14 protein-coding genes are annotated in these 15,236 nt (G+C 72.3%); 8 read left to right on the top strand and 6 right to left on the bottom strand.

Features of this window, described 5'->3' with window-relative positions; translation table 11 throughout:
- The first annotated feature begins 134 nt into the window (after positions 1 to 134).
- The 3 genes from D9V36_RS33195 to cobC are packed head-to-tail and all read left to right on the top strand — an operon-like array spanning position 135 to position 2,838.
- A complete protein-coding gene (locus tag D9V36_RS33195; RefSeq protein WP_206739763.1) occupies positions 135 to 767 on the top strand; it encodes a cobalamin biosynthesis protein in 633 nt (210 codons plus the stop codon).
- Positions 764 to 1,669 carry a sirohydrochlorin chelatase gene (locus tag D9V36_RS33190; protein WP_129297014.1) on the top strand — a complete coding sequence of 302 codons (906 nt, stop codon included), beginning with the start codon at positions 764 to 766 and terminating at the stop codon, positions 1,667 to 1,669. The genes D9V36_RS33195 and D9V36_RS33190 overlap by 4 nt, the downstream gene beginning before the upstream one ends.
- A 2-nt stretch (positions 1,670 to 1,671) precedes the next feature.
- Entirely contained in the window at positions 1,672 to 2,838 is a 1,167-nt protein-coding gene (gene cobC, locus D9V36_RS33185; protein WP_241721131.1) for an Rv2231c family pyridoxal phosphate-dependent protein CobC, read from the top strand.
- Positions 2,839 to 3,190: 352 nt separating this feature from the next.
- On the opposite strand, the gene D9V36_RS33180 is transcribed toward cobC, so the two are convergent.
- From D9V36_RS33180 to D9V36_RS33170, 3 genes are all read right to left on the bottom strand, one after another.
- Positions 3,191 to 3,922, bottom strand: coding sequence for a glycosyltransferase family A protein (locus D9V36_RS33180; RefSeq protein ID WP_129297013.1), 732 nt, complete (start codon positions 3,920 to 3,922; stop codon positions 3,191 to 3,193).
- A gap of 287 nt (positions 3,923 to 4,209) precedes the next feature.
- Positions 4,210 to 5,178: an SCO1860 family LAETG-anchored protein gene (locus D9V36_RS33175; protein ID WP_129298855.1), complete on the bottom strand. Its 969-nt coding sequence runs from the start codon at positions 5,176 to 5,178 to the stop codon at positions 4,210 to 4,212.
- Positions 5,179 to 5,490: 312 nt separating this feature from the next.
- A complete protein-coding gene (locus tag D9V36_RS33170; protein ID WP_129298854.1) occupies positions 5,491 to 6,582 on the bottom strand; it encodes an amidohydrolase family protein in 1,092 nt (363 codons plus the stop codon).
- A gap of 576 nt (positions 6,583 to 7,158) precedes the next feature.
- Between D9V36_RS33170 and ectA the strand changes: the two genes are divergently transcribed.
- From ectA to thpD, 4 genes are all read left to right on the top strand, one after another.
- The gene (gene ectA, locus D9V36_RS33165; RefSeq protein WP_206739762.1) at positions 7,159 to 7,725 is read left to right on the top strand and encodes a diaminobutyrate acetyltransferase; all 567 of its coding nucleotides are present in this window, start codon (positions 7,159 to 7,161) and stop codon (positions 7,723 to 7,725) included.
- Positions 7,726 to 7,863: 138 nt separating this feature from the next.
- The gene (ectB, locus tag D9V36_RS33160; RefSeq protein ID WP_129297012.1) at positions 7,864 to 9,132 is read left to right on the top strand and encodes a diaminobutyrate--2-oxoglutarate transaminase; all 1,269 of its coding nucleotides are present in this window, start codon (positions 7,864 to 7,866) and stop codon (positions 9,130 to 9,132) included.
- 46 nt (positions 9,133 to 9,178) lie between these two features.
- The gene (locus D9V36_RS33155) at positions 9,179 to 9,595 is read left to right on the top strand and encodes an ectoine synthase (protein ID WP_129297011.1); all 417 of its coding nucleotides are present in this window, start codon (positions 9,179 to 9,181) and stop codon (positions 9,593 to 9,595) included.
- Between the two features lie 97 nt (positions 9,596 to 9,692).
- Entirely contained in the window at positions 9,693 to 10,592 is a 900-nt protein-coding gene (gene thpD, locus D9V36_RS33150; protein ID WP_129297010.1) for an ectoine hydroxylase, read from the top strand.
- A 102-nt stretch (positions 10,593 to 10,694) separates the two neighbouring features.
- Here thpD and D9V36_RS33145 read toward each other — a convergent pair whose 3' ends face one another.
- The gene (locus D9V36_RS33145; protein WP_129297009.1) at positions 10,695 to 11,756 is read right to left on the bottom strand and encodes an aminotransferase class V-fold PLP-dependent enzyme; all 1,062 of its coding nucleotides are present in this window, start codon (positions 11,754 to 11,756) and stop codon (positions 10,695 to 10,697) included.
- Positions 11,757 to 11,990: 234 nt separating this feature from the next.
- Entirely contained in the window at positions 11,991 to 12,695 is a 705-nt protein-coding gene (locus D9V36_RS33140; RefSeq protein WP_129297008.1) for a DsbA family oxidoreductase, read from the bottom strand.
- 140 nt (positions 12,696 to 12,835) lie between these two features.
- Between D9V36_RS33140 and D9V36_RS33135 the strand changes: the two genes are divergently transcribed.
- Positions 12,836 to 13,531: a class I SAM-dependent methyltransferase gene (locus tag D9V36_RS33135; RefSeq protein WP_129297007.1), complete on the top strand. Its 696-nt coding sequence runs from the start codon at positions 12,836 to 12,838 to the stop codon at positions 13,529 to 13,531.
- 87 nt (positions 13,532 to 13,618) lie between these two features.
- Here the strand turns inward: D9V36_RS33135 and D9V36_RS33130 are convergent, their stop codons facing one another.
- On the bottom strand, positions 13,619 to 15,163 hold the full coding sequence (locus D9V36_RS33130; RefSeq protein ID WP_129297006.1) for an aldehyde dehydrogenase (NADP(+)): 1,545 nt from the start codon (positions 15,161 to 15,163) through the stop codon (positions 13,619 to 13,621).
- Positions 15,164 to 15,236: the final 73 nt, after the last annotated feature.

The raw sequence follows: 15,236 nt of genomic DNA, 5'->3' as shown, positions 1-15,236 counted from the left end.
AACGGCGGGAGCGGCTGTGGGGAGCGCGGAGGACCCGGTGCTCTCACTTCGGTCCCGGCGGGCTGGCCCGGGCCGTCCGCCGTCGCCCTGGGAACCGCCGGCCTGGGAGCCGCCCATCGGGGAGCCGTCGCGGCATGAGGGGCCGGGCGGCCGACGACGGGGCCGGGGTGCCGCCCCCGCCCCCGCTCGTGCCGCTGGTCGCCGGCGTGGGCGCGCGCCGTGGCGTCCCGGTGGCGGAAGTGCTGGAGCTGATCACGGCCAGTTGCGCGGCGGCGGGGTACGCCGTCCGCCAGGTCGTCGCCCTGGCAACGGTTGTGGCCAAGGCGGACGAGCCGGGGCTGACCGGGGCGGCCCGGGAGCTGGGGGTGCCGTTGCGGTCGTTCCCGGCGGCCGCGCTGGCGGCCGTACCGGTGCCGGAGCCGTCCGCGGCCGCGGCGGCCGCCGCCAGAACGCCGAGCGTGGCCGAGGCGGCCGCACTGCTCGCCGCGGGGCCGGGCGCCGTGCTGGCCGCCGGCAAGCGGAAGTCACCGCCGCCGGCCCGGGCGACCTGTGCGCTCGCCGTGCCGGCGGGACGCGCCGGTACGGCTGTAACGGACAGCGGCGCCCTTACCGCTGGTAGGGAGGGAGCGCCCGTCGTGCCTTCCACCGGGACGGTTATCGTCATGGCCTCCCCCAACCCGCCCCGCCGTGGCCCGGATCGGCGGACGGCGGTCGCCGGCGACCCGGCGCCCGGCAGCGCAACCCCCGGTAGCAAGGAGCCCCAGTGACCACTCCTCCCGCACTGCTCATCGCCGGTCACGGCACCCGTGACGAAGGCGGGGCCGAGGCGCTGCGCACGCTGGTGCGCATGCTCGGCGACCGCCACCCCGACGTGCCCGTCGCCGGCGGGTTCTTCGGTGCCCCGGCCTCTCCCCTGCCGCTGGACGACGCCGTCGACGGGCTCGTCGCGCGGGGCGCGACCCGGCTCGTGGTCATACCGCTGCTGCCGGCCCCGACCGGCCCCCTGCCGGACGCGCTGCCCTCGGTTCTGGAGCGGGCGGCGGAGCGTCACCCCGGGCTCGGCTATACCTGCGACGCCGAACTGGGGCCCCACCCCAAGGTGCTCGACGTACTGGAACGACGGCTGGACGAGGCGCTGGCCGCCGGCGCCCGCAGGCCCGAGGACCGGGCGCGCACCACGGTGTTGCTGGTGGGGCGCGGTGCGACCGATCCGTACGCCAACGCCGAGGTGGCACGGGCCGCGCGGCTGCTGTGGGAGGGGCGCGGCTTCGCGGGGGTGGAGACCGCGTTCGTCTCCCAGGCGGCGCCCGATGTGCCGGCGGGCCTGGACCGGTGCCGGGCACTGGTGGCCGCGGCATCGTCCGGCCGGCCGGGCCGGATCGTGGTGCTGCCCTACTTCTTCTTCCCCGGCGGCCTCCTGGAGCGGCTGCACCTGCAGGCCGAGGGCTGGGCCGCGGCCCACCCCGGCACGGAGGTGTTCGGCGCGGAGGCGATCGGCCCCGCGGCCGAGGTGGCCGAGGCGGTCATGGAGCGCTACCGCGCGACGGTGGCGGACGCTCCGCTGCCCGGTGACGCGGCGTGCGGTGGCCGGGCGGCGGCGGAGGACGCCCGGGGGACGGACGGCACGGCGCTGCGGACCGCTGCGGCGGCGGACGCCGGGGAGCGGTGAGCATGCCGGCACACACCGGGTCCGCCCCGCTCCGGCCGCCCGTCGAGGACACACCCCCGCCCGGCCGGGACACCCCCTCCCACGGCCGGGACGCACCGCCCGCCGAGCCCGGCCCGCGGCACCACGAGCCCGGCCACGAGCCCGACCTGCGCCACCACGGCGATGCCGAAGTGCGGGGCGCGGACGACGGATTGACGGATTTGGCGGTCAATGTCCGTACCGGCACTCCCCCGGCCTGGCTCAAGGCCGAGATCGCCGCTTCCCTGGACGGTCTGGCCGCGTACCCCGACGGCCGCGCGGCACGCCGGGCGGTCGCGGCCCGGCACGGCCTGCCCGTGGAACGGGTGTTGCTGACCTCGGGGGCCGCGGAGGCGTTCGTACTGATCGCGCGCGCGGTGCGGGCCCGCCGGCCGGTCGTGGTGCATCCGCAGTTCACCGAGCCCGAGGCGGCGCTGCGGGACGCGGGGCACGACGTCGGACGGGTGCTGCTCGACGCGCACGACGGCTTCCGGCTGGATCCGGCCGCCGTGCCGGAGGAAGCCGACCTGGTCGTCGTCGGCAACCCCACCAACCCCACCTCGGTCCTGCACCCGGCGGGCGTACTGGCCTCCCTGGCGCGGCCCGGCCGGACGCTGGTGGTGGACGAGGCCTTCATGGACGCGGTACCCGGTGAGCGGGAGGCGCTGGCCGGGCGCACCGACCTGCCGGGGCTGGTCGTGCTGCGCAGCCTCACCAAGACCTGGGGGCTGGCCGGGCTGCGGATCGGCTATGTGCTGGCCGCCCCGGACACCGTCGCCGCCCTGGAGCGCGCGCAGCCGCTGTGGCCGGTCTCCAGCCCCGCGCTGGCCGCCGCCGAGGCGTGCTGTACGCCGCGGGCGCTGGCGGAGGCGGAGGCGGCGGCCGGGGAGATCGCCGTGGACCGGGCGCATCTGCTGGCCCGGCTGGGCGAGTTCGGGCAGCTCCGGGCGGCCGGCCCGGCGGAGGGCCCGTTCGTGCTGATCCGGCTGCCCGACGCGGACGCGGTACGCACCGCACTGCGGACCCGCGGCTTCGCGGTACGCCGCGGTGACACCTTCCCCGGTCTGGGCCCCGGCTGGCTGCGCCTGGCGGTACGGGACCGGGCCACGACGGACCGGTTCGCTGCGGCGCTGGGCGAGGTGCTCCGCTAGACCGAAGTGCTCCGCCGGCCCCTGTCGTCGAAGTCCCGTCTCCGCCTTGCGATAGGGATAACCTTCACCATATGGCCGTCAAGGCAATGTCCTGTACGACGAATGGGACCTTGCCGAGATCTCCTGTGGCTCCTCGGGTCATATCGACAGCGATGCCCTTCCCGCATCTCAGGGCAGGCTCCAAAAGCCCCACCACCAGATCTCGGGAACCGGCGTCAGGCACAGCCCGAATCAGCCAACTGCGCCCTCACATTGCCGGTCCCGTATGCGGCCCATTCCCCTCAGTTGTACGCCTTGAATTCCCCTCATCACGTCTCCGATGCAGCACAACACTCCATGACTTCCGTGGATTTCACGGCCACGTCCAGCCGACTTCCCGCATCGCCCTGGCCCGCTGTATTCCTGCTTCTCGTCGCGTCGCCGTTTCCGCCGGTTTCCAGTAGCGATCCGCCGCGGTGGTCTGGTCGGGGTGCTTCCGGTAGAGGATGCTCGGCTCCGCGATGAATTCGCCGGGCGCGACAGCCTCCGCGGCGAGCAGCAGGGCCACCCCTTCGGCTCCGGTCAGAGCGTGCCAACCGCCCAGCGCGAGCACCAGAGGGCGCCGCGCGGCGAACGTCGCAGCCTGCACGGACAGACGGTGCTCCACCACCTCGTCCAGGAACCTGCCGGGCTCGACAGGGCCGCCCGGAGGGTCGTACGGGCCCGGTGACGTGCTGCCGTCCTGGTGGAGGTCGAGGCACGCGGATACACACCACGGAACGCGTTCCAACGTCTCGATGTCGCGCTCGAGGGCTCCCGGCAGCAATACGTCGTCCGCGTCCAGTGTCCGGACCAACTCGCCGGTCGCACGCGCGAGAGCGTGTGTGCGTCCCACCGCGGCGCGCGCCGGCAGGCCCGACTCGATCGAGATCCTGGAATCCCGGGGAAGGATGCCGTCGGTGATTCCGGTGTGACCGTCCTCCTGGAGGTACCAATGCCAATCCCAGTCGCCCGGAAGTTTCTGCTCTCGCAGAGATTGGTACGCCTCGTCAATATAATGATGGCCGCCGTCGTGCACAGAGGTAATTATGCTGATCGTTGACATGGGGGACTCCCTCTCCAAAGGCCGCCGGCGTGACCGCAACTGATCATGGTAACCGGGGCCTGGAACCTGACAAAGCGTCAATTCCTTTGCCAGTGAGGGATCGGTGATCTCGTTCCTCGGGGTGGGGTAATTCAGCCGAAGCCGTGGGAGATTGGGCGACGAGCCGCGGCGGCATCCGGCGAAAGTGAGGTGCGCCGCACCCGGCCGTCTCCGGCCCGGTACGGCGCACCTCGGGCCGTACTCCGCGCGCGACGCCCCCACAGCACCGGCGCGGTGTACGGGGTCCGTCAGCCGCGGCCGCCCTGCGCGGCGTTGCGGCGGCGTCGGGCGTAGCCGACCGACCCGGCGCCCGCGGCGACCAGCAGGGCCGCACCCCCGGCGAGATACGGGGTGGCCGAGCTGCTGCCGGTCTCGGCGAGGTTCTGGGTGCTGGGCTTCGAGCCGGTCTGCTGCACCTCGGTGCCCTTACCCTCGGCCGGCTTGGTGCCGCCGTCCGGCTTGGTGCCCTCGCCGGTGCCGCCGGAGCCGTTGTGTTCGGGCGCCCTGACACCTGGTGCGGTGCAGGTGGCCCGGGCCAGCGTGACCTGGCCGCGCACCTCGGCGACGCCGAGCTTCAACGGGTTGAGGGAGACCTTGAGGTCGAGCGCGGTGGCCGCGGCGCTCTTGGACAGGACGTTCTTCCGGGACAGGTCGAGCCGTACCTCGCCCACGCCCGGCACCTTGACCTCCGTCGTCCCGCCCGCCGTGAGCGCGACCCGCTTGCCCAGGACGAGGACGTCGCCCAGCACGTTCGCCTCGGCCCGGGGCCGCTCGCCCGCCTCGCACACCGCCTTGGCGGTGACCTGCCGGACCTCGACCAGGGACCGCAGCACCAGACCCGGCACCTGCACCTTCGCCCTCACGAGGTTGGCGTAGCCCTCCGTCTTGCGGTGGTCGGAGGTGGCCCGTGCGGTGGCGGCGTCGGCGCGCAGCAGGCTGAACGGCTTGCCGCGGTCGATGCCGTCGAGGTGGACGGTGAGCGCGGTCTTGGAGGCCGAGGCCGGGGCGTGCACCTCGTTGAGGACGGCGTTCAGCGGGACGTCGACCGTCTTGTGGAGCAGCCCGATGTTCAGGCCGGTGCGCAGCACGACCGCGTCGGCGGTGCCGCGGGCCGGGCCGTGGTCTCCGGTGGCATGCGCGGGCACGGCGCCCAGCAGGAGGGCGGGGCCGGCCGTGAGCGCGGTGGCGACGAAGGTCGCGGCGAGGCGTCGGGGCATGCCGAAGGAGCGGGCGGGACTGGTGGACACGTGTGTGGAACCCTCACAGGAGAAATGGAGCCGCCGGCCGCGCCATGGGGGACATCACGCGGGCCGACGACCTCGACCCGCACATCGTGTCCGCACGGAGGGTGAACGGGGAGCCACGTGGCGTCAGTTCACCCCAATGGGTGGTTTCCGGGTATTTATTCGATTCCTGTGGCACGGAGCACCACCCTCGCCACAGCGGCCCCACCGTCCGGGTGACCCGGGTTGACCGGCCCGGATGACGCCGGGGCACCTGTGCGTAACCCCGGCACCACCCGCTGCCGGCTACCCCACGACCTGCCCGCGCAGCACCACCCGCCGCGGCGCGGCCAGCACCCGGACGTCCTCGCGCGGATCGCTGCCGTAGACCACCAGATCCGCCGGAGCGCCCTCGGTGAGGCCGGGGCGGCCCAGCCAGTCCCTGGCCCCCCAGGTGGTGGCGGAGAGGGCGGCCACGGCGGACAGGCCGGCCTTGGTCAGCTCGGCGACCTCGTCGGCGACCAGGCCGTGGGCGAGCGCACCGCCGGCGTCCGTCCCGGCGAAGACGGGCACCCCGGCGTCGTAGGCCGCCCGTACGGTGTCGTAGCGGCGCGCGTGCAGGCGCCGCATGTGGTCCGCCCAGCGCGGGAACTTCCCCTCGCCGCCGGCCGCGAGCTTCGGGAAGGTGGCGATGTTGACGAGCGTGGGAACGATGGCGACGCCACGCTCCGCGAACAGCGGGATGGTGTCCTCGGTGAGCCCGGTGGCGTGCTCGATGCAGTCGATGCCGGCCTCGACCAGCGGGGCGAGGGATTCCTCGGCGAAGCAGTGGGCCGTCACCCGGGCGCCCAGCCGGTGGGCCTCGGCGATGGCCGCCTCGACCGCCCCCTGGGGCCAGCAGGCCCCCAGATCGCCCGTGGAGCGGTCGATCCAGTCGCCGACGAGCTTGACCCAGCCGTCGCCGCCGCGGGCCTCCCGGGCGACATAGGCGACCAGGTCCTCGGGTTCGATCTCGTGCGCGTAGTTGCGGGTGTAGCGCTTGGTGCGGGCGATATGGCGGCCGGCCCGGATGATCCGCGGCAGATCCTCGCGGTCGTCGATCCAGCGGGTGTCGGACGGGGAGCCCGCGTCACGGATCAGCAGCGCGCCGGCGTCACGGTCGGTGAGCGCCTGCTTCTCACTGGTGGCGTCGTCCACCGGGCCGTGCGCGTCCAGGCCCACATGGCAGTGGGCGTCGACCAGGCCGGGCAGTGCCCAGCCCGTCACGGTGATGGCATCCCGTGCCATCACCGGCCGGTCGAAGGTGACCCGCCCGCCGACCACCCACAGCTCGTCGCGCACGTCGTCCGGCCCGACGAGGACCCTCCCCTTGAGGTGCAGCACCGCACCTTCGCTCATGGACGTCATAGGGGCACTGTAGGCGGCGTCACCGCCGCTGTGACCCGTACGGTCACACCGGCCGCAAGGCGGCATTCCCCCGCCGTTTCCCGGGATAGCCGCAGCCGCGCCGCGCTTTTCTCCGCGGTCGCTCTCCGTACAGCTTCCGCACGTTCTGCGCACACTTCCGCCGACGTTCTCCGCACGCTTGCGGACATCATCTCGCGCATGTTCTTACGGGTCTTGCCATCGATGTGCCGAGCAGGTTTCGATGGGCCTTACGCCCAGCCTTCCGGGGGCGAATTCCCAATTACCCGTGCGTACAGCTTCCCGTATTCTTCTGCCCGCTTTTCCGCACCCCAAACGCCAAGATTTTGCTAGTGGCAAGTTCCGCAATTCGGACGGATCTCATCGGTGTTACGGAGCTGTGACCGACTACACAACGTGTCCGTTTCGCCCCGAACATCCCGGTCAAATCGGGACATCCGGCGGTGGGATCGCGCGTACGGGCGCCCCCGCGCGATAACACATCTTCGGCGCTTGTGTAACCCCTGCCCACGATGCAATTTCCTTTTTCCCTGGGTAAATTTAATTTCTATGACCGCCGCACAAGCAGACCATGCAGGTGCCCGAAGCGATATCAGAGAATTGCCGGAGGGCTTCAAGCTCGACACCCCACGCGTGGAGGACGGAGCCGCGATCTGGCGTATCGCCCGCGACTCGAAGACGCTGGACCTCAACTCCTCGTACAGCTACCTCCTGTGGTGTCGCGACTTCGCCGCCACCTCTGTCGTCGCCCGTGACACAGAGGGCGAGCCGGCCGCTTTCGTCACCGGATACATCCGCCCCGAGCGCCCGGAGACCCTCGTCGTCTGGCAGGTAGCCGTCGACGACGCGCACCGTGGCCAGGGGCTGGCGGCCGCACTCCTGGACGGGCTCGCCGCCCGTGCCGGGGACGAGCTGGGCATGCGCTTCGTCGAGACCACCATCACCCCCGACAACGCCGCATCCAACCGGTTGTTCGCGTCCTTCGCCGAGCGGCACTCAGTGCCGATCAAGCGCGAGGTGCTCTTCGATGCGGGGCTGTTCCCCGAGCAGGGCCACGAGCCGGAGGTGCTGCACCTCATCGGCCCGTTCGGTCCACCGGCCCGCCCGGAGCACTGACGCCACCCAAGGACCGCGCGGCCACCGCGCCGCAGCGGCCATGCGGGACCCGGCACCACACCCACGCGACACCGCCGGCACCGCCCAGCCCCACAGACTTCCTGATCCTTTTCGCCACTCATCTCCCAGGAGCATGTTGTGACCATCACCCAGCCCGATCTGAGCGTCTTCGAGACCGTGGAGTCGGAGGTCCGCAGCTACTGCCGCAGCTGGCCCACCGTCTTCGACCGCGCGCAGGGCAGCCGCATGACCGACGAGGACGGCCACACCTACCTCGACTTCTTCGCAGGGGCCGGCTCGCTCAACTACGGCCACAACAACCCCGTGCTCAAACGCGCTCTGATCGACTACATCGAGCGGGACGGCGTCACCCACGGCCTGGACATGTCCACCACGGCCAAGCGGGCGTTCCTGGAGTCGTTCCAGAACATCATCCTGCGGCCCCGTGACCTGCCCTACAAGGTCATGTTCCCGGGCCCGACGGGCGCCAACTCCGTCGAGGCCGCGCTCAAACTGGCCCGTAAGGTCAAGGGCCGCGAGTCGATCGTGTCCTTCACCAACGCCTTCCACGGCATGTCGCTGGGCGCGCTCGCCGTCACCGGTAACTCCATGAAGCGGGCCGGCGCCGGTATCCCGCTGGTGCACGGCACCCCGATGCCGTTCGACAACTACCTCGACGGCACCTACCCGGACTTCCTGTGGTTCGAGCGGCTGCTGGAGGACCAGGGCTCCGGCCTGAATACCCCCGCCGCCGTGATCGTCGAGACGGTCCAGGGCGAGGGCGGCATCAACGTCGCCCGTCCCGAGTGGCTGCGCGCCCTCGCCGACCTGTGCGAGCGCTGGGACATGCTGCTCATCGTCGACGACATCCAGATGGGCTGCGGCCGTACGGGTGCCTTCTTCTCCTTCGAGGAGGCGGGCATCGTGCCGGACATCGTCACCGTCTCGAAGTCCATCAGCGGCTACGGCCTGCCGCTCGCGCTCACCCTGTTCAAGCCTGAGCTGGACATCTGGGAGCCGGGCGAGCACAACGGCACCTTCCGCGGCAACAACCCGGCGTTCGTCACCGCCGCCGCGACGCTGGACACCTACTGGGCCGACGGCCAGATGGAGAAGCAGACTCTCGCCCGCGGTGAGATCGTCGAAGCACACCTCAAGGCCATCGCCGAGGAGCACCCGGACGCCATCGCCGAGTACCGCGGCCGCGGTCTGGTGTGGGGCATGGAGCTCAACGACAAGCCCCTCGCCGACAAGATTGCCAAGCGCGCCTTCGAGCTGGGTCTGCTGATCGAGACCTCCGGCCCGGAGAGCGAGGTCGTCAAGCTGCTGCCCGCACTGACGACCACCCCCGAGGAGCTGGACGAGGGCCTTCGGATCCTCGCCCGCGCGGTCCGCGACTGCGTCTGACCACTCCAGAGCCCCTTACCGTTCCACAGAAAGGCACCGAGTCACCGTGATCGTCCGATCCTTCAAGGACATCGAAGGCACCGACCGCCACGTCAAGGCCAAGTCGGGCACCTGGGAGAGCAAGCGCATCGTGCTCGCCAAGGAGCGCGTCGGCTTCTCGCTGCACGAGACCACCCTGTACGCCGGTACGGAGACCTCGATGTGGTACGCGAACCACATCGAAGCCGTACTCTGCGTAGAGGGCGAGGCCGAGCTCACGAACGACGAGACCGGCGAGAAGCACATCATCACGCCGGGCACGATGTACCTGCTCGACGGGCACGAGAAGCACACCATGCGGATCAAGAAGGACTTCCGCTGCGTCTGTGTCTTCAACCCGCCGGTCACCGGCCGCGAGGACCACGACGAGAACGGGGTCTACCCGTTGCTCACCGAGCCGGAGCCCGAGGCCGAGACGGTCTGAGGCGATCGGCACCCGCCTGCCCCGTCCGGCAGATGAGGAAGGCACGCCCACACGCACGGAAGCCAGAGCCCGTACGAGAGGAGAGGAAGGCAACACCATGACCACCGCACCCGAGCGCACCGCCGACCTGTACCCGACCCGTGGGACCGCTGAGGTCATCACCCCGCGGAAGGACCCGGTGGTGTGGTCGCAGCCCGGAGCGGCCGGCCCGTTCGCGCCGTCCGAGCTGAGCGACTTCGAACGTGACGGCTTTTTCGCCATCGGAGAACTGCTCACGGCGGAAGAAGTCGCGGTGTACCGCGCCGAACTGGACCGTCTCGTCCTCGACCCGACGATGCGCGCCGACCCGCGCTCCATCGTCGAGCCGAAGTCCCAGGACGTGCGGACCGTGTTCGAGGTGCACAAGATCAGTGAGGTGTTCGCCAAGCTGGTCTCCGACCCGCGTGTGGTCGGCCGTGCCCGTCAGATCCTCGGCTCGGACGTCTACGTCCACCAGTCGCGGATCAATGTGAAACCGGGCTTCGGTGCCTCCGGCTTCTACTGGCACTCGGACTTCGAGACCTGGCACGCCGAGGACGGTCTGCCGAATATGCGCACCGTGTCGGTCTCGATCGCTCTGACGGAGAACTACGACACCAACGGCGGCTTGATGATCATGCCCGGCTCGCACCAGCACTTCGTGGGCTGTGAGGGTGAGACGCCGAAGGACAACTACAAGCGGTCGCTGCAGATGCAGGACGCCGGCATCCCGTCGGACGAGGTGCTGACGAAGATGGCGGACAAGCACGGCATCCGTCTCTTCACCGGCAAGGCCGGCTCGGCGACCTGGTTCGACTGCAATGCCATGCACGGCTCGGGTGACAACATCACGCCGTACCCGCGCAGCAATGTCTTCATCGTCTTCAACAGCGTGGACAACGAAGCGGTGGAGCCCTTCGCGGCGCCGGTCCGGCGCCCCGAGTACATCGGAGCCCGGGACTTCACGCCGGTGAAGTAGGCACGGCGCAGTACGGGTGGCGCGGCCGCCGCACAGCAGGGTCTGTGCGGCGGCCGCGCTCGTGTGTGCGGGGGGGGGCGGGCTGGTGTGTGCGGGGCCGGGCTACCTCAGCAGGGCCAGCAACCGGTCCACGTCGTCCGTCGAGTTGTAGAGGTGGAAGGCCGCGCGGAGCAGCCCGCCGCGCACCGAGACCCGCACCCCCGCCTCGGTCAGCCGCTGCTCCGCGTCCGCGATCCCGGGGGTGGAGACGATCGCCGAGCCGGGCGCGGGGCAGGGCGTCAGACCGCGGTCGGCCAGGCCCGCGCGATAGTGGTCGGCGAGTGCGGTGTTGTGGGCGTGGACGGCCGCCACCCCCAGCTCTCCGAGGAGGCCGAGGGACTGCTCGGCGCCCACATAGGAGAGGTAGGCGTGCGGTTCGTCGAAACGCCGGGCGTCGGCCGCCGGCCGGATCGGGCCGTAGTTGGATGCGCCGAGGTCCTCGCCGGCGACCCAGCCGGCGTGCAGGGCGGCGGGCCACTCCCCGCCCCGCCCGATGTCCCCTCCGAACGCCATGAAGGTCGTCCCACGCGGGCACAGCAGCCACTTGAAGGCCCCGGCGACGACGAAGTCGAAGTCGGCGGCGCGCAGCGGCAGCCAGCCGGCGGCCTGGGTGACGTCGAGGTAGGTACGCGCCCCGTGGGCCCGCGCCGCCTCGCGGACCGCCGCCATCTCGGCGATCCGCCCGTCCAGCGACTGCACGGCGCTGAAGGCGACCAGCGCGGTGCCGGGGCGCACCGCATCGGCAAGCGCCTCCAGCGGCACGGTGCGCAGCTTGATCCCCGGGTGGGCGGCGAACGGATTGAGCAGCGAGCTGAAGTCGCCCTCGGGGGCGAGCACTTCGGCACCGGCCGGGAGCGAGCCGGCGACGAACGCGGACTGCACCGCGACCGAACTGCCGACGGCAACACGCTCGGCGGGCACGTCCAGCAGCCGGGCGAAGGCGGCACGCGAGGCATGGGCGGCGGCGAAGTAGTCGCGGCCCATGGTGCCGTGGGAAACGGATTCCCCGACGGCAGCACGCAGCGCGGCGGCACTGCGCGCCGGGAGGAGCCCGCTGGAGGCGGAGTTCAGATAGGTCGTCCGGGGCTCGAACTCGTCCCCGCCGAGTGACGCACGTCGCTGCATGCCCCCACTGTGCGCGGTGATCCCCCGGCGCGTCCATGACCGGGGCCGTATCCCGCCAACGCGTCTGGGGGGGCCGCGCGGGGGCGAGGCCCGCGTCGGCTGGTGCGGGCGCGGGCCGGTGCGCGGTGGGGGCGGGCCGTTACGCGGCCCGGGCGGACCGGTGCGCGGCGGGGAGGGTGGGCCGTTACGCAGCTAGGACAGACCGGCACACAGCTCGGGCAGGCCGGCACACGCTCACTCCCCCGGCACCGCGCAACCGTCGTCACCGCACACCCCGGCCTCGCCGCCCGCCGGTATCAGCTCCGCGCCGTCGGCGTGCGCGCGCTCCAGGGCCTGCCGGAAGACCTCGGCGGGCTGCCCGCCGGAGATGCCGTAACGGCGGTCGATGACGAAGAACGGCACACCCGTCGCGCCGAGCTCCGCGGCTGCACGCTCATCGGCGCGCACCTCCTGCGCGTACGCCCCGGGGTCGGCGAGCACCCGGTCGGCCTCCTCGGCGGGCAGCCCCGCACCGACGGCGGTCTCGCGGAGCACGGCGGGGTCACCGAGCCTCCTGGCCTCGGCGAAGTTGGCGCGGTAGAAGGCGTTCAGCACGGCATTCTGCACGCCGTGCGCGGCGGCGGCGTGCAGCAGCCGGTGCAGGTCGAAGGTGTTGCCGTGGATCCGGTCGGAGCGGTAGTCCAGCCCCTCCCCCGCCGCCGCCCCGGCGACCCGGGCCTCCATCGCCTCGGCCTGCTCACGGCTCACCCCGTACTTCGTGGCGAGCATGTCGAGCACGGGGACATCGGTGGCGGCCGGCGCCTTCGGGTCCAGCTCGAAGGAACGGTGCACCACCTCGACACCGTCACGATGCGCAAAGGCGGCGAGCCCGGCCTCGAAGCGGGCCTTGCCGATGTAGCACCAGGGACAGGCGATGTCGGACCAGATTTCGACGCGCATGAGCTGACTTTCCTCGTGAGGGGTGTGTGCGGGTGGAACCTCGGCTGGCGGCGGGGTATTCCCGGGGCCGTCCCGCCGCAGCGGTCCGGCCCACCGGTTTCCCGGGGGCCGGCAGCCTGTTCCGTGGGTAGCGTCCGGGCATGACCTCGCCACAGGGATTTCTCGGGTTCTGGGAGACAACCGGGTCCGCCAAGACCTTTACCCATCCGCTCGATCCGGTGCTGCTGGACGCCTATGTGCCGCGGAGCGCGCGGGTGCTGGACTACGGGTGCGGGTACGGGCGGCTGACCGCCGAGCTGGCCGGGCTCGGGTACGGGGCGGTGCGTGGGGTGGATGTCTCGGCGGCGCTGATCGCGCGGGGGCGGCGGGAGCATCCGGAGCTGGCGCTCATGCGGTGTCCCGGGTTCCCGCTGCCGTTCGAGGACGGCAGCTTCGATGCGGCGCTGCTGTTCGCCGTGCTCACCTGCGTGCCCGCGGACGCGGACCAGACGGCGATCGCCGGGGAGCTGGGACGGCTGGTGCGGCCCGGTGGGGTGGTGTACCTGAGCGATGTGCCGCTGCAGGGCGATGCGCTCAACCGGGAGCGCTATGCCCGGTTCGCGGAGCGCTACGGGACGTACGGGGTCTTCGAGACGCCCGATGGCGGGGTGTTCCGGCACCATCCGCCACAGCGGCTGCGCGGGCTGCTGCGGGAGGCCGGTTTCTCGGTGCGGAAGGAGCGGACCGGTGTGGTGGGCACGCTGGACGGGCGGACGGCGGAGCGGCTGCAGATCGTTGCCCTGAGGGAGCCGGACGCGGCGGGGCCGGAGCCGTCGCCGGGGCCGGCGTCAGGGTGAGGGGGAAAGGGGAAAGGGGAAAGGGGCCCCCGGCGGTGGTCGGGAGCGCGGTTCTACGAGCCCTCGGCGGTGGTCGGGAGCGCGGTTCTACGCGCCCTCGGCGCGGTCGTCGACGCGGCGCGGCAGACCGAGCGGGTTGTCCTCGCGCAGCTCGGGCGGCAGCAGCGCGGGCGGGGTGTTCTGGTAGGCGACCGGGCGCAGCCAGCGTTCGACGGCGGTGCCGCCGACGGAGGTCGAGGTGGAGGTCGTCGCCGGGTAGGGGCCGCCGTGGTGCTGGGCAGGGGCGACGGCGACCCCGGTCGGCCAGCCGTTGACGACCACCCGGCCGGCGAGCGGGGTGACCTCGGCCAGCAGCCGGGCGCCGCGGCCCCCGTCGTCGTGGCCGGCGCTCTCCGCGTCGCCGAGGTGCAGGGTCGCGGAGAGGTTGCCGGGCAACCGGGCGAGTACGGCGCCGATCTCGGCCTCGTCGGTGTAGCGGGCGACGACGGTGACCGGGCCGAAGCACTCCTCCAGGAGGAGGTCGTGCGGCCCTTCGGCGGCGAGGCGGGCGGCCGGCACGGAGAGGAAGCCGGCGCTGACGGTGTGCTCGCTGCCCGCACCCGGGGTCACCGGCACCTCGACGCCGGGGAGCTCGGCGCGGGTGCGGACACCGTCGAGGAACGCCTGCCGCATCCGGTGGTCGAGCAGCACCCCGGCCTCGGTGTCGCTGACCGCGTCGGTCAGCGCCGTCAGCAGCCGCTCGCCGCTCTCACCGTCGGGCGCCAGGACCAGGCCCGGCTTGACGCAGAACTGGCCCACGCCGAGCGTCATCGCACCGGCCAGGCCGGCGCCGATCTGCTCGGCGCGCTCCGCGGCCGCGGCCTCGGTGATCACGACGGGGTTGAGGCTGCCCAGCTCGCCGTGGAAGGGGATGGGGTGCGGGCGGGCCGCGGCCGCGTCGTACAGGGCGCGGCCGCCGCGCACCGAGCCGGTGAACCCGGCCGCGGTGACCAGCGGATGGCGCACCAGGTCGATACCGGCCTGGAAGCCGTGGACCAGGCTCAGCACGCCCTCCGGCAGACCGGCCTCGGCGGCGGCGCGGCGCAGCAGCGCGGCACACAGCTCGGAGGTGGCCGGGTGGTCCGGGTGTGCCTTGACGACGACGGGGCAGCCGGCCGCGAGGGCGCTGGCGGTGTCGCCGCCCGGCACCGAGAAGGCGAGCGGGAAGTTGCTGGCGGAGTAGACCGCGACGGGGCCCAGCGGAACCTTGTAACGGCGCAGGTCGGGCCGGGGCGGGGTGAGGCCGGGGTCGGCGTGGTCGATCCGTACGTCGAGGAACGCGCCCTCCTGTACGAGGTCCGCGAAGGCCCGCAACTGGTAGGTGGTGCGGTCGAGTTCGCCGGTGAGCCGGCCGGGGCCGAGCGCGGTCTCGGCGTCGGCGGCCTCGATGACCGCCTCGCCCGCGTCGTCGAGCAGATCGGCGGCGCGGCGCAGCAGCGTGGCGCGTACGGCGCGGTCGGCGAGCGCGTCCCGGACCGCGTGGGCGGCGCGGACCACGGTGTCCACCTCGTCGGCCGTGGCCTCCACCGCGACCTGTTCGCGCTGCTTCCCGGTTCGGGGATCGACGCTCCAGACTGGTGCTGCTGCTGTCACCGTGCATTCCTCCCGGGCGTGCCTGCCGAGTCTTTCCGAGTCCTGCCGCACCTCGGATGGCGTTCTATATGCT

It is taken from the genome of Streptomyces lydicus, from assembly GCF_004125265.1.
In the GTDB taxonomy this organism is placed as follows: domain Bacteria; phylum Actinomycetota; class Actinomycetes; order Streptomycetales; family Streptomycetaceae; genus Streptomyces; species Streptomyces lydicus_C.
This window is presented reverse-complemented; position numbering and strand designations above follow the sequence as displayed.